Source organism: Pseudomonas sp. PB3P13 (assembly GCF_054897735.1).
In genome coordinates this window covers 4,200,734-4,214,671 of the sequence record NZ_CM142702.1, presented here as the reverse complement: position 1 = coordinate 4,214,671, position 13,938 = coordinate 4,200,734, and the positions used below count along the sequence as shown (strand labels likewise).

General features: G+C 57.8%; 14 protein-coding genes. 9 read left to right on the top strand and 5 right to left on the bottom strand.

Annotated features, from left to right (window positions below; genetic code table 11):
- Nucleotides 1-25: 25 nt before the first annotated feature.
- The 3 genes from argJ (at nucleotide 26) to ACYZT1_RS19405 (ending at nucleotide 2,991) form a co-directional block, all read left to right on the top strand.
- The gene (gene argJ / locus ACYZT1_RS19415) at nucleotides 26-1,243 is read left to right on the top strand and encodes a bifunctional glutamate N-acetyltransferase/amino-acid acetyltransferase ArgJ (RefSeq protein ID WP_462016266.1); all 1,218 of its coding nucleotides are present in this window, start codon (nucleotides 26-28) and stop codon (nucleotides 1,241-1,243) included.
- Nucleotides 1,244-1,411: 168 nt separating this feature from the next.
- Nucleotides 1,412-2,044 carry a glutathione S-transferase family protein gene (locus tag ACYZT1_RS19410; protein WP_462016265.1) on the top strand — a complete coding sequence of 211 codons (633 nt, stop codon included), beginning with the start codon at nucleotides 1,412-1,414 and terminating at the stop codon, nucleotides 2,042-2,044.
- Nucleotides 2,041-2,991: a Nudix family hydrolase gene (locus ACYZT1_RS19405; protein WP_462016264.1), complete on the top strand. Its 951-nt coding sequence runs from the start codon at nucleotides 2,041-2,043 to the stop codon at nucleotides 2,989-2,991. Before ACYZT1_RS19410 ends, ACYZT1_RS19405 begins: the two co-directional genes overlap by 4 nt.
- A 99-nt stretch (nucleotides 2,992-3,090) precedes the next feature.
- Here ACYZT1_RS19405 and ACYZT1_RS19400 read toward each other — a convergent pair whose 3' ends face one another.
- The 3 genes from ACYZT1_RS19400 to ACYZT1_RS19390 are packed head-to-tail and all read right to left on the bottom strand — an operon-like array spanning nucleotide 3,091 to nucleotide 6,675.
- Nucleotides 3,091-3,672, bottom strand: a complete 582-nt coding sequence (locus ACYZT1_RS19400) for a cob(I)yrinic acid a,c-diamide adenosyltransferase (protein ID WP_462016263.1) — start codon at nucleotides 3,670-3,672, stop codon at nucleotides 3,091-3,093.
- A 3-nt stretch (nucleotides 3,673-3,675) separates the two neighbouring features.
- Entirely contained in the window at nucleotides 3,676-5,712 is a 2,037-nt protein-coding gene (locus tag ACYZT1_RS19395; protein WP_462016262.1) for a sensor histidine kinase, read from the bottom strand.
- A gap of 45 nt (nucleotides 5,713-5,757) precedes the next feature.
- Entirely contained in the window at nucleotides 5,758-6,675 is a 918-nt protein-coding gene (locus ACYZT1_RS19390) for a putative 2-dehydropantoate 2-reductase (protein WP_462016261.1), read from the bottom strand.
- A gap of 140 nt (nucleotides 6,676-6,815) precedes the next feature.
- Here ACYZT1_RS19390 and ACYZT1_RS19385 point away from each other — a divergent pair, with 140 nt between their 5' ends.
- The 3 genes from ACYZT1_RS19385 (at nucleotide 6,816) to ACYZT1_RS19375 (ending at nucleotide 9,518) form a co-directional block, all read left to right on the top strand.
- Nucleotides 6,816-7,301: a YajQ family cyclic di-GMP-binding protein gene (locus tag ACYZT1_RS19385; protein ID WP_008029244.1), complete on the top strand. Its 486-nt coding sequence runs from the start codon at nucleotides 6,816-6,818 to the stop codon at nucleotides 7,299-7,301.
- A gap of 42 nt (nucleotides 7,302-7,343) precedes the next feature.
- Nucleotides 7,344-8,186 carry a mechanosensitive ion channel family protein gene (locus ACYZT1_RS19380; protein WP_462016260.1) on the top strand — a complete coding sequence of 281 codons (843 nt, stop codon included), beginning with the start codon at nucleotides 7,344-7,346 and terminating at the stop codon, nucleotides 8,184-8,186.
- 109 nt (nucleotides 8,187-8,295) lie between these two features.
- Nucleotides 8,296-9,518 (top strand): IS3 family transposase gene (locus ACYZT1_RS19375; RefSeq protein ID WP_462016259.1). Its coding sequence is split into 2 segments (ribosomal slippage): nucleotides 8,296-8,647 and nucleotides 8,647-9,518, totalling 1,224 coding nucleotides; the frame shifts between segments, so codons are not numbered across the junction.
- A gap of 60 nt (nucleotides 9,519-9,578) precedes the next feature.
- Here the strand turns inward: ACYZT1_RS19375 and ACYZT1_RS19370 are convergent.
- A complete protein-coding gene (locus ACYZT1_RS19370) occupies nucleotides 9,579-10,928 on the bottom strand; it encodes an OprD family porin (RefSeq protein WP_462016258.1) in 1,350 nt (449 codons plus the stop codon).
- Nucleotides 10,929-11,824: 896 nt separating this feature from the next.
- On the opposite strand from ACYZT1_RS19370, the gene ACYZT1_RS19365 reads away from it, so the two are divergent.
- Both ACYZT1_RS19365 and ACYZT1_RS19360 read left to right on the top strand, forming a co-directional pair.
- On the top strand, nucleotides 11,825-12,250 hold the full coding sequence (locus tag ACYZT1_RS19365; protein ID WP_462016257.1) for an HIT domain-containing protein: 426 nt from the start codon (nucleotides 11,825-11,827) through the stop codon (nucleotides 12,248-12,250).
- 2 nt (nucleotides 12,251-12,252) lie between these two features.
- Complete coding sequence (locus tag ACYZT1_RS19360; RefSeq protein WP_462016256.1) at nucleotides 12,253-12,459, top strand: SlyX family protein; 207 nt, start codon at nucleotides 12,253-12,255, stop codon at nucleotides 12,457-12,459.
- A 73-nt stretch (nucleotides 12,460-12,532) separates the two neighbouring features.
- Here ACYZT1_RS19360 and ACYZT1_RS19355 read toward each other — a convergent pair whose 3' ends face one another.
- Nucleotides 12,533-13,135 carry a cold-shock protein gene (locus ACYZT1_RS19355; RefSeq protein ID WP_462016255.1) on the bottom strand — a complete coding sequence of 201 codons (603 nt, stop codon included), beginning with the start codon at nucleotides 13,133-13,135 and terminating at the stop codon, nucleotides 12,533-12,535.
- Between the two features lie 308 nt (nucleotides 13,136-13,443).
- On the opposite strand from ACYZT1_RS19355, the gene ACYZT1_RS19350 reads away from it, so the two are divergent.
- A complete protein-coding gene (locus tag ACYZT1_RS19350; RefSeq protein WP_462016254.1) occupies nucleotides 13,444-13,914 on the top strand; it encodes a Dps family protein in 471 nt (156 codons plus the stop codon).
- The last annotated feature ends 24 nt before the right edge of the window (nucleotides 13,915-13,938 follow it).

Genomic DNA, 13,938 nt, shown 5'->3' with positions numbered 1-13,938 from the left:
GACATTATTGATGAGGAGCGCATTCATGGCGGTTGGTCTTGGTCCTTTGCCAACGTTGCACCCGGTTGCCGGTTTTGAACTCGGTATCGCCTCGGCCGGCATCAAGCGGCCGGGGCGCAAGGATGTCGTGGTCATGCGCTGTGCCGAGGGCTCCACGGTTGCGGGCGTGTTTACCCTGAATGCCTTCTGTGCTGCGCCAGTGATTCTGGCCAAACAACGCGTGCAAGGGCCGGTGCGTTACCTGCTGACCAATACCGGTAATGCAAACGCGGGCACGGGCGACCCAGGCCTGGCCGCCGCCGAACGCACCTGCGCAAAACTGGCAGAACTGACCGGCGTCGACGCCAGCCTGGTGCTGCCGTACTCCACCGGCGTGATCGGCGAACCGCTGCCGGTCGAGAAAATCGAAGGCGCGCTGCAAGCTGCTCTCGATGATCTGTCGGTCAATAACTGGGAAGCTGCCGCCACCGGCATCATGACCACAGATACGCTGCCCAAAGGCGCGAGCCGCCAGTTCCAGCACGACGGCGTGACCATCACCGTCACCGGTATCAGCAAGGGCGCGGGCATGATTCGTCCGAACATGGCGACCATGCTCGGTTACATCGCCACCGACGCCAAAGTCGCCCGCGACGTGCTGCAAAACCTGCTGCTGGACGGCGCCAACAAGTCGTTCAACCGCATCACCATCGACGGCGACACCTCGACCAACGACTGCTGCATGCTGATCGCCACCGGTCAGGCGGCCCTGCCGGAAATCACCGAGGCGAACGGCGAGTTGTTCGCCAAGCTCAAGCAGGCTGTATTCGACGTGTGCATGGACGTGGCCCAGGCCATCGTTCGCGACGGTGAAGGCGCGACCAAGTTTGTCACCGTGCAAGTGAATGGCGGCGGCCATCACCAGGAATGTCTGGACGTTGGTTATACCGTGGCGCACTCACCGCTGATCAAGACTGCGCTGTTCGCCTCCGACCCGAACTGGGGCCGGATTTTGGCAGCTGTCGGCCGTGCCGGCGTACCAAACCTGGACGTAAGCAAGATCGACGTGTTCCTCGGTGAAGTCTGCATCGCCAGCCGTGGCGCGCGCGCTGCGACCTACACCGAAGCCCAGGGCGCGGCAGTGATGCAGCAGGAAGAAATCACCATCCGTATCGAACTGGGTCGCGGCGATTGCAGCGAAACCATCTGGACCACGGATTTGTCCCACGAGTACGTGAAGATCAACGCTGAGTACCGTACTTAAGACTGAGTCGACCCGATCGCGGGCAAGCCCGGCTCCCACAGGGACCGAGGGTGGCGCAAGATATTTGTGGCCACCACTAAACCCTGTGGGAGCCGGGCTTGCCCGCGATGACGGACGACCAGGCAGTACATGTGTCTGGTCTGCCCCCCCCATCAAAAGGTCCCGAACATGAGCCTGCACCTGATCATCGGCGACAAACTGCACTCCTCCTGGTCTCTGCGCGGCGCCCTGGCCCTTGACCTGGCCGGCGCCACCTACACCGAAGAGCTGATCAAACTCAATCAGCCCGATACCCGCGACCAGTTGCTCAAGCATTCACCCACCGCGAAAGTCCCGCTGCTGAAAACCGTACATGGCACCATCGCCGATTCGCTGGCGATTGCCGAATACCTGGCGGAACAATTTCCCGACGCTCAACTCTGGCCGACGGACATTGCCGCTCGTGCTCAGGCGCGTTCGGCCTGTGCGCAAATGCACAGTGGTTTTTCCGCGATGCGCAGCAACATGCCTTTCGACCTCAGTCACGACGCACCGCTGTCGCCGATGCCGGTTGATGTGCAGACGGACATCGATCGCATGCTGGCGTTGTGGGCCGAGTGCCGCGCCGCAGCTAGCGAAAGTGGTCGGTTCCTGTTCGGGCGCGCCACCCTGGCCGATGCCTTTTTCGCCCCGATTGCCGTGCGCCTGCGTACCTATCAGGTAAAGGTGTCCGGTGAAGACCAGGCTTACATCAACACGATCTACCAGTGGCCAGCCTTCAAGGCGTGGCAAGAAGCAGGTCTGCAGGAGGTCGGGTTGTGAAACGAGTCCATGTAGCGGCCGCCGTCATTCGCGACAGCAGCGGCAAAATCCTCATCGCCCGCCGTGCCGATTCCCAGCATCAGGGCGGTTTGTGGGAGTTTCCCGGCGGCAAAGTCGAGGTGGATGAATCGGTCGAAACCGCGCTGGCTCGCGAGCTTAAGGAAGAGTTGGGGATCGTGGTCGGCGCCGCACGCCCGTTGATCAAGATTCACCATGATTACCCGGACAAGCAGGTGTTGCTGGACGTTTGGGAAGTTTCGTCCTTCACCGGCGAGCCACACGGTGCCGAAGGTCAGCCGCTGGAATGGGTCGCCCCGCGTGATTTGCCCAACTATGAGTTCCCGGCCGCCAATCAGCCGATCGTCGCGGCAGCACGCTTGCCCGCGCAGTACCTGATCACTCCGGAAGATCTGGAGACACCGGCGCTGTTACGGGGTATTCAAAAGGCCATCGCTGGAGGCATCAAACTGATCCAGCTCCGGGCGCCGAACGGCTACGATCCGAAATACCGGGATCTGGCGGTGGATGCGGCGGGGCTGTGCGCCGGCAAAGCGCAATTGATGATCAAGGGACCGTTTGAATGGCTGGGCGATTTCCCGTCGGCCGGCTGGCACATTACCTCGGCGCAACTGCGCAAGTACGCTGCCGCCGGGCGACCGTTGCCAGCCTCACGCTGGTTGGCGGCGTCTTGCCATAACGCAGAAGAGTTGGCGCTGGCGGAGCAGATGGGTGTGGACTTTGTGACCTTGTCGCCTGTGCAGATGACCCAGACGCATCCGGATGTGCAGCCCCTGGGTTGGGAGCAGGCTTCGGCTTTGATCGAAGCGTTCAGCAAACCGGTGTTTTTGCTCGGTGGTGTTGGCCCGGTGGAGCAGGAGAAAGCCTGGGCCGCCGGGGCTCAAGGTGTCGCGGGGATTCGCGCGTTTTGGCCTGATTCGCTGGTGTAGCATCTGGCCTCGCGAGCAGGCTCGCACACATGAATTGTGGCGTACACAGATCCAGTGTGGGAGCGAGCTTGCTCGCGAAAGTGGCCTGACAGGCGCCGTCTAAACTCCAGGCTTCACCGCCGCTTGCCACAAAATCTCGGCAATCCCTTGCCGCCGTGCAATCACTCGCGCCATCACGAACAGCAAATCCGACAACCGATTGATATACGCCAGGCCAACCCCGGCCAACGGTTCGACCGCGTTCAAATGCTGACACCGTCGCTCGGCACTGCGCGCCAGGCTTCGACACACATGCGCCTGTGCAATCAGCGCCGAGCCACCGGGCAGAATGAAGTTCTTCAACGGTCCCAGCTCTTCATTCCACACATCGATCGCCGCCTCCAGGCGCTCGATCTCTGACGCGTTCAACGCCTGATAGTCCGGCATGGCCAATTCTCCGCCGAGATCAAATAACCGATGCTGGCAAGGCGCCAATACCTCGATCACTTCGTCAAGCCCCGGATAGACGGCCGACTCCGCCGCCAACCCGGCCAACAAAACGCCGACCTGGCTGTTCAGCGTATCGACCTCGCCGATCGCTTCGATGCGCGGATGGTCCTTGGGCACGCGGCGGCCATCGCCCAGTCCGGTCTCGCCTTTGTCGCCGGTGCGGGTGTAGATCTTCGACAAGCGAAAGCCCATGGGTTACCTCGATGGTGGATTGATTTCTTCAGCGACGAGCGGGGTGCTCGCCAAGGGCAGGCGCAAGGTGAAACAAGTGCCTTGACCCAGGGTTGATTGCACTTCCATCTGGCCTTTGTGGTTGTTGGTGATGATGAAGTACGACACTGAGAGGCCAAGCCCGGTGCCCTGACCGATTTCCTTGGTGGTGAAGAACGGTTCGAAGGTGCGTTTGCGCACGTTTTCACTCATGCCGATGCCGTTGTCCTCGACCTGGATTTCTGCCCACGGCGGGTTCAATCGGGTGCGCAGGGTAATCCGCCCCGGCTCGCGGTCGTCTTCGCGCTGGTGAATGGCTTGGGCGGCGTTTTTCAACAGGTTCAGCAGCACCTGCTCAAGTTCGTTGGCGGTGCCGGGAACCGGACCCAGTGCGGGGTCGAACTGTCGAATGATGGCTTGACCCTTGAAGTCGAAACCGATCGCCAGATCAAAATCATTGCCGGCAATTTCCACGGCTTGATCGATCAGCGCCGGCAAGTCGCAGGGGGCCATCTGCCGGGTGCTGCGGCGGCTGAAGCTGAGCATGTGGGTGACGATTTTTGCCGCACGGGCGCCGGCCTGCTGGATGCCATCAAGCAGTTGCGGCACTTCGCGCGCTTGCAGGTATTTGTTCACAGTGTCCAGTTCAATGCCGACCAGCTCGGCCTGTTCAAGGTTCTTTGGCAGGTCGGAAGACAGGCGGCGGCGAATGTTTTGCACGTTGTGCAGAATTGCCCCCAATGGGTTGTTGATTTCATGGGCCATGCCTGCAGCGAGGCCACCCACTGAGAGCATCTTTTCCGACTGCACCATCATTTCTTCCAGCGAAAGGCGCTGGGTGATGTCGTCGATCCGGATCACTACGCCGCGCCCGGCACCCCCCATCAGCGGGTAAAACGTCAAGGCGTAATGACGTGGCTCTTCATCCTTGAGCCAGGTCACCCGTTCAATTTTTGCCACCGTGTGCTGTTCCACGGTCTGCTTGAGTTGCGGCAGAAAAGGCTTGAGCGGTTCGAAGGCGAGAAAAATGGGCTGGTTCAGCGCTTCGTCGAGGCGCGTGCCGGACAGCGCGCTGGCTTCCTGATTCCACTGCGTGACGTAAAGCTGCTCATCCAGTGCAATCAGCGCGGACGGCATGGAGTCAATGATGCTGTTGAGGTAGTTCTGGAAACCGGTGAGCTTTTTCTCGATCTTGCTGCGCACCTGGACTTCGAGTTCGAGCTTGCGGTTAGTGTGGCGCGTCTCTTCGGCCAGGCCCTGGGCCTGGTCATACGCGGCCTGGGAATCGTCGCGGGCGCGTTTAAGCTGGTGCTCCCGGGCTTCGATGCGCGTGAGCATGGTGTTGAACGCCTCGGCGAGGCTGCCGATTTCATCGTGATTGCCGCGCGATGCCCGCAGCGCATAATTTTCCTCGCGGGTCACCTGACGGGAAAGTTCTTCCAGCTGATGAATCGGCCGGGTGATCAAGCGTTTGATCTGCCGGGCGATCACCAGCCACAGCAGCACGCTGAAGATCAGAATGCCGAGACTGGCGGTCAGGGTGCCTGTGTAGAACGCCATCGGCAATTCGCTGCTGGCCACCAATAACAGGTGGCCGGGTTCAGTGCCGGGGCGCGGCAGGGTGATCACCTGATTGCTGCGAAATTCGGTAGCCTGCCAGGCTTCGACCTGCCGGTAGTGGCCCGGCAGTTTCAGTTTTTCACCATTTTGCAGTTGCGCCAGACGCTCGCCCTTGCCGTCATAAAGAGCGGCGGCGCGTAGCGGGGAATAACTATTGAGTTCGTTGAGCAGGCGCTCGGCGCTTTGTGGCGATTTGAGCGCGTCGGATATCAGGCTCGGGTTGGATACCAGTCGGCCAATGGTCTGCAGGGCCTGTGGCGCCATGCTTTCCTGAGAAATGTAATACGCGGCACTGATAAAGGTCAGGTTGGCGACCAGCAAAACGGTGGTCAACAGCACCAACAGTGCGGCGAGGAGTTTCTGGCCGACCGGAAGGTTTTCAAGACGCTGGCGCAATGGCATCAGTTTTATCGCTGAGGAGGAACAAGTGGCCAGCGTAGCCGCTGCTCAGTCGCTGGGCAATCCAAGGCGCTGCAGATGATTGATTAGCCGCTGTTGCAGTTGATTAAGATGCGGCAGGTTCAGTTGGTGCCGCGCCGCGACCTTGCACGCATGGCCCAGCAGATAGCTGATTTCGGTGCGTCGGTGATTGCTGACATCCTGGAACATCGAAGAATAGTTGGCGGCAGTGGCGTGGATCACTCGCTCGACTTCCTGCTGCAGGTTTTCTGCTGCGGCCGGTTGACCGCATCGCTCGAGCAATTCGCGGAGTTCGGCGCAGAGCGTGGCCACTTCGCATTGATGGTCCTGCAAGCCGCCGTTGCGGCAGTTGTGCAGCACTGTCAGCGGATTGATCGCACAATTGAGCGCCAGCTTGCGCCATAACCGGGTCAGGATGTCGGGGCTCCATTCGTGGGGAATGCCCGCCGCGGCGAGGTCTTCGAGCCAGATCGGGGCGACTGGATGGCTGGCATCTCCCAACCAGGTGTAGCCGTGACCGGCGAACACCACGCGCCATTCACCCTCGCGAAAGGCGCCTTCGGTGCTCGAGGCGCTGATGCAGCGCGCCTGCGGCACTTGCGCCGCCACCTCATCCTGACTGCCGAGTCCGTTTTGCAGCAGGACCAGTTCGGCGTCGGGCGTCAGGCGAGTGGCCAGCTGAGCCACGGCTTTCACGGCATCGTAGGCTTTGCACGCCACCAGCAACCGGCGGATCGGCTCGTTGCTCTCAGCGGTTTCGGCCGGGACTGCATAGGTCGTTGCTTGTCCATGCTCCACCAGCGTCAGACCGCCCGCAGCCTGGTAAGCCTGCAAGCGTGCCGCGTCCCGCACGATCAGTGTCACCGGTCGCCCGGCGCGGGTCAGACGTGTCGCCCACAACGTGCCGAGACTGCCGGCGCCCAGAACATGCCAGGGAATGGACATCAGCTTTTTGCTCTGTTTGAGGCGCGCATTCGAGGCTCGCAGTGAATGATTGGAAAGACCCGTTATAATCAGCGCGGATTTTAACCGCAAGCCAGGCGTGCTCCGTCAACACTGAGCGCGCCCTCTATTGGAGAGATTACATGCCGTCGTTCGACGTGGTATCCGAACTGGACAAACACGAAGTCACCAACGCGGTCGAAAACGCCGTCAAGGAACTCGATCGTCGTTATGACCTGAAAGGCAAAGGCACCTTCGAATTCAAGGAAAAGGAACTCACCGTCAACCTGACCGCTGAAGCCGATTTCCAGCTCGAAGCGATGATTGAGATCCTCAAGCTGGCGCTGGTCAAGCGCAAAATCGACGTGCAGTGCCTTGAGGTCAAGGATGCCTACGCTTCGGGCAAGTTGATGAAGCAGGAAGCCGTCCTCAAGGAAGGTATCGACAAAGAGCTGGCGAAGAAAATCGTCGCTCACGTCAAGGATGCCAAGCTCAAGGTGCAAGCCGCCATTCAGGGCGAGCAAGTACGCATTACCGGCAAAAAACGTGACGATCTGCAGGAAGCGATTGCCGCCCTGCGGGCCAAGACGTTCGACATGCCGCTGCAGTTCAACAACTTCCGCGACTGACCTCTCAGGGGCAGGGATGTGTAAAAAATCAGGAGAACGTAGATGGATTTGAATGCTGAAGTGGATCACTTGGTCAAGGCGTCCCAAGCCTGGATCCCGATGATCATGGAATACGGCAGCCGTGTCCTGCTGGCCGTCATCACGTTGGCCATTGGCTGGTGGCTCATCAATAAAGTGACGCAGAAGCTGGGCGCTCTGCTCGCACTGCGCAACGCCGATCTGGCCTTGCAAGGGTTCATCAGCAGTCTGGCGAACATCATTCTCAAGGTGCTGCTGGTTGTCAGCGTGGCTTCGATGATTGGTGTGGAAACCACTTCGTTCGTGGCCGCGATTGGTGCGGCGGGTCTGGCCATTGGTCTGGCATTGCAGGGCAGCCTGGCGAATTTCGCTGGCGGTGTGCTGATTCTGCTGTTCCGTCCGTTCCGCATCGGTGACTGGATCGAAGCGCAAGGTGTCGCGGGCACTGTCGACAGTATTCAAATTTTCCACACCGTGCTTCGCACTGGCGATAACAAAACCATCATCATGCCCAATGGCAACCTGTCGAATGGCATCATCACCAACACCAATCGTCAACCGACGCGCAAAGTTGTATTTGATGTGGGCGTGGATTACGAGGCGGATCTGCAGAAAGCCCGCGAAGTGTTGCTTGATTTGGCCAACGATTCGCGGATTTTGTCCGATCCAGCGCCAGAGGCGGTTATTTCGACCCTCGGGGACAGTGCCATTACGGTATCACTGCGGGTGTGGGTAAAAACTGCGGATTACTGGAGCGTGATGTTCATGTTCAATGAACAGGCGCGTGACCGCTTGAAAAATGCCGGTATCGATATTCCCTTTCCACAACGTGTGATTCGTGTGGTGCAGGAATCGGCGGTGCAGTAAGCAAAAAAAATGCAATAAAAAAAGGCCCATCCGAAGATGGGCCTTTTGTTTGTTACTGTCCCGTCCTGAATAAGGTTTACACCTTCTGACCTTTCTTCAGGAGGATTCAATGGATACGGGAAAAAGGCGCAGCCAGCGTGACTACACGCTAGCTTTTAAATTGTCGGTCGTAGACCAAGTCGAAAAAGGCGAGTTGAGTTATAAAGAGGCTCAACGGCGCTTTGGCATTCAGGGCCGGTCCACGGTACTGGTTTGGTTGCGCAAGCATGGCCGGCAGGACTGGAGCCAAGGCGCCTCAATCCGAGCGCTGCGGAGCAGGCCGATGACCGACCCCAACCTCCCGCTGACACCCGAGCAGCGGATCAAAGAACTTGAAGAACAGTTGGCGCTGAGCAATCAGAAGGCCCAATTTTTTGAAGCTGTCGTGAACGTCTTAAAAAATGATTACGGTGTGTCCATCGTAAAAAAGCGACCCGGCAAGTCCTCTCGCAAGGGCAAATCCAAGACCTGAGCATTACCAGGGCTTGCCTGTTTATGGGCATTTCGCGCCAAGCCTATTACAAACGTAACCGAGCCTTTGATGCGAAAGCTCACCAAGACCAGCAAGTGGTGGACTTTGTTCTGGAAAAGCGGCGTCGCCAGCCGAGGTTAGGCACGCGCAAGCTGCATTATCTGATGAGTACTGAGGCGGGAGAGCAGGTATTTGTTGGTCGAGACCGTCTTTTTTCCATCTTGCGCGAAGCGCGAGAGCTGGTTCCTCGAAAGCGCGCTTATCATAAAACTACGCATAGCCATCATCGGTTCCGTCGCCATCCCAACCTGCTCAAAGCAGGCCCGGAACAAGTTATCGCCAGCAGGCCCGAGCAGGTTTGGGTTGCCGATATTACCTATCTGCCCACGCGGGAAAGTGTTGTTTACGTCAGCCTGATAACAGACGCGTACTCACGCAAGATCGTGGGTCATCATGTGCATGACAGCCTGCACACAGAGTCGGTGGTCAAAGCGTTGCAGAGAGCTGTTAGCCAGCGAAAATCCATGCAGCCGCTCATCCATCACTCGGATCGCGGAGCCCAATACTGTTCCGACCTGTACCAGCAAATGCACGCGAAGCATGGGATCAAGTGCTCAATGACGGACGGCTACGATTGCTATCAGAACGCGATGGCAGAGCGGATAAACGGAATACTGAAAACTGAGTTTTTGCTGCACCGCCCCAAAGATTTGGCGGATGCAGTAAAAATGGTGGATGAGTCGGTGCTGATCTACAACGGGGAGCGGCCGCACTTATCCCTGAAATACAAAACGCCCGATGCGGTGCACCGGGCGTTTTGAGACTGAAATAGGTGTAAACCTATTTCAGGACTAGACATACCGCAAATTAACTGCTTGCGATTACAAGATCGACAGCGGGTAGTCAACGATCAGACGGAACTCTTTAACGTCGCCTTCGCCTTGGTCAGCATTGGCGAAGTGCCATGCTTGGCGAGCGCGGAAGGAAAGGTCCTTGGCCGGGCCACTCTGAATAACATACTTGGCTTCAAAGTTGGTTTCGTTGTGCTTGCCATCTTCGCCATACAGGCCAGTGTAAGCGCTGCCCGATGGAGTGTTGGAGCCATCGATGTCCCAACCTTTCACGTAACGGGTCATGAAGCTCAGACCTGGAACGCCGTACTCAGCCATTTTCAGGTCATAACGAATTTGTGCAGACTTTTCGTTCGGACCGTTGAAGTCGGAGTACTGGATGGAGTTGGCGAGGAAGATCGAGTCGCCACCGCGGTTGTTCTTGCCCACACCGATGTAGTCGAACGGAGTGTCGCCGTTAACTTTTTGGAAGCCCACGGTGACGGTGTGCGCTTTCAGGAACGAGTAAGCGGCTGCCAGGGAGAACGTGGTGTTGCTGATGGAGCCCGCTTCGGCGCTGCCTTCGTCGGTGGTACGGTAAATGTTACCGTCCAGGTTCAGCGACTGATCGTCACCCATTGGAATGGTGTAGTTCAGGTTCGCGTAGTACTGGTTCCAGATGTCATCCAGCTTGGCGCCGTACAGGGAAGCGCTGAGGTTTTCGGAGATGCCGTACTTGCCGCCGAAATAATCGATGGTGTTGGCTTCAACGCCAGCGTAGTTAGCGTACAGGCCGCCGTCACGAGCGTTTTTATCCTGGCTGGAAGCCGAGTAGAAGTGACCTGCTTCCAGATCAAGATCTTGGATCTCGCTGCTCTGCAGCTGGAAGCCAGTGGCGGTTTGCGGAATGATACGGGAGCCGCCAACAGCGAACACCGGCGCGGTGCTTGGCTGCATGTCGCCGAATTTCAACTCGGTTTTGGAAACGCGGACTTTGACCGACGCGCCGGCTTTACCCTGGCTGTCGTTAACGTCGCGAGCGCCATTGTTGGGATTAACGGTATCGCTGCGGCTCATGTTGCCGGAGCCGCTGGTGCCGTCGCCGCCGTCCAGTTTGATCGCCAGATAACCGTATGCATCAACGCCGACACCAACGGTACCTTGGGTGTAGCCGGAGCTGAAGTTGCCGAGCAGGCCTTGAGTCCAGTCTTTCTGGTCACGGCCGCGGTCTTTGTTATCACGGTTGAAATAATAGTTACGCACCAGCAAATCGAGTTTTGCGTCTTCAACAAAGCCTTTGGCTTCGGCCTGGTCGCTTACGAAAGGTGCGGCTGTTGCCAATTGGGAACTGGCTGCTGCTGCAACTGCCAGTGCGATCATGCTCCACTTCATCACGCGCATCGTGATTTGCTCCTTTGGTTTTTAGAAGAGTTCTGCCGTCCCACCTGTTTTTTTATCTGGGCGGCTCTTTCTTTTTGTGTCGACGCAAACTTATATCACGCCGACCTTGTTGGCGATACTTGCTAATCCGACCATTCAACTTCTTTACGACACTGTCGCAAACAGCTGGCTAGACGTCGCAAATCTACAACCCGATGCCATGCCTTTTGGCAACTTCAGCACTGTTTTTCCAGGCTTTAGCATCGGTGAAAAGAGTCCCTTGCACCGCGTGCGAATCTCCGTCGGGCAGCCCTGCCACGTTTATTTATTGGCCTCTGAACAATCCACTTCCCGCAGACGCTTCAGAGGCGATGTGTGGAGTAATGCAACAAGCGTGCTCAAACCTGCAACCCCTCGATATTTTTTTCAAAACACCTGTAGGTACCGCTAAAAACCCCATAAAACCGGGGGTTACAAGCCCTTTTTAATCCTGCTTGACGGCATGCAGGCCGGTGTGGTGGTTAAACCTGCCCGCTCGCCCGACAACGAAAAATGTTACCGGTTCACCCCTCCATTGAGTAAATGGCGGTTACCTGCCGCACTGAGCGTAGACGCACTGTGCGGTTTTGGTGCGAAAAATCGTGTGTATTTTTCCGGATCAACACGATGCGGTCCGCAGGCGCGCGCGAGCAGGGCGCGATTCACCTGTCATTTTGCGCGCGCACCCGGTAACACAGGTTCTGAAACGGTGCGCTCGCAACAATAATGGCTCATGTCGGGGCGTGAATTGCACTGCGGTCGTTCGCATCTTCCGTGAAGCCGCAACAGTTCGCAGGTATGCTGACGTTCTGTCGCTTGGTGCGCCGTTTCGCGTGGCGCGGCCAGGCTGAACTTGATGACAAACCGGAGTGCGCACAGTGTTTGCCTTAGATCCACGACTGCAACAAGACACACTGGCGATCGGAGACTTTCCGCTCAGCCGATTGCTGCTGTCCAATGATTCGAATTATCCCTGGTTCATCCTGGTGCCGCGTCGCGAAGGTATCAGTGAGATATTTCAGCTGGATGTTGCCGATCAACAACAGTTGTGGCAGGAAACCACCACGTTGTCAGAAGGGCTGAAGGATTCGTTCGACGCCGACAAGCTTAATGTTGCGGCCTTGGGCAACGTGGTCAGTCAGTTGCACATGCACGTGATTGTGCGCAAGCGTGATGATGCGGCCTGGCCTGCGCCGGTGTGGGGCAGGCATCCCGCCAAACCGTACAGTCCGGACCAGATCGTGGCAATTCGCGAGCGATTGCGTGTGGTGTTGACCGATGACTTCACGTTTCTGGAGGGTTGACCATGAGTCTGGAAGATCGCGTAACCGACCTGGAAAGCCAGTTGGCGTTTCAGGATGACACCATCCAGGCGTTGAGTGACGTGCTGGCGGTGCAGCAGCGGGCAGTGGAGCGTCTGCAGTTGCAGATGAGCGCACTGCTGAAGCGGCAAGAAGAAATGGTCGGCCAGTTCGGGTCGTCCGAGGACGAGGCGCCACCGCCGCATTATTAAGCCGACTCATTATCCGCAGTTAAATGCGGGCATAAAAAAACCGCGACCCGTCGCGGTTTTTTTATGCCTTCAATCAGCGTCGCGGCAGTGCAGCAATCACATCTTCGGCTTGCAGGCCTTTGTCACGATTCATCACGGAGAACTCCACGCGCTGGCCTTCAACCAGAACGCGATGGCCTTCGCCACGAATGGCCCGGAAGTGCACGAAAATATCATCGCCGGAGTCACGGGAGATGAAGCCGAAGCCCTTGGATGTGTTGAACCACTTGACGGTGCCGGTATCGCGGTTGGTCATGTCGTAGCTCGGCGAAACTGCGGCCGGTGACGATTTGTAGAAGCTGATGGCCAGGTGCAGAAGAACGGCGATCAGTGCAACAACGAGGCTGAACAGCACGGCCGGTTGATCCGCGATGAACGGCATCGGCGCGAGCAGTGCCAGGGTTTGTAATGCCACTGCCAATACCAGCAGTGCGCTGACCAGGTTTTGCAACTGGTGGCGCGGGCCTTTGTTCCAGTACGGGATGACAGGTGCGAGGGTGAGGTTGAGCAGGCCGAAGAAGGCCAGATACAGTGCATCGGGTTGTTGCAGGTAAGGTACGGCGTCGGATCCCAGACTCGGGATGAAGGACAGCAGCAAGGCTGCTGCGCCCATTAGCAGGTGGACGATTTTCAACATTTTGATTAACTCACGTTAAGACGGATCACAAGGAAGAGCTGACGGAGCACGGTTCGCTTCAGACCAAAAAGAGGCGTTGGACACGTACCCGGTATCAGCCTATGCGCAGCGCCCGGAAAAATAGGCGCCAGCGACACGCTGTCTATTTAACAGCAAAGCTCGCGGCTACTCAAATCAGGCGGTCCAGTGGTGTGTTGAGGGCAATTTGTCGCAGTTGCCGGCGGTATCCATAGCTGCAGTGTGGCGACAGGCTTGCTAGAGTGGTCCGGCACCTGTCAGATGAATGTGATCACCTTTAGGGGAAAAACATGGCAATTGATATCGGTATCAGTGAAGAAGATCGCAAGTCCATCGTTGACGGACTTTCGCGACTGCTGTCGGACACTTATGTGCTCTATCTGAAAACCCACAACTTCCACTGGAACGTCACCGGGCCCATGTTTCGGACCCTGCACCTGATGTTTGAGGAGCAATATAACGAGTTGGCGCTGGCCGTCGATTCGATCGCCGAGCGTATCCGTGCGCTGGGTTTTCCGGCCCCGGGTGCCTACGCAGTTTATGCGCGCCTGTCTTCGATCAAGGAAGAAGAGGGTGTGCCAGGCGCTGAAGACATGATCAGGCAACTGGTGGAAGGACAGGAGGCGGTGACGCGTACCGCCCGCGGTATCTTTCCTCTGCTCGACAAAGTCAGCGACGAGCCGACGGCCGACCTGTTGACCCAGCGTATGCAGGTTCACGAGAAAACCGCGTGGATGTTGCGGTCTCTTCTGGATCAGTAACACACCGATGCGCGAATGATGCCC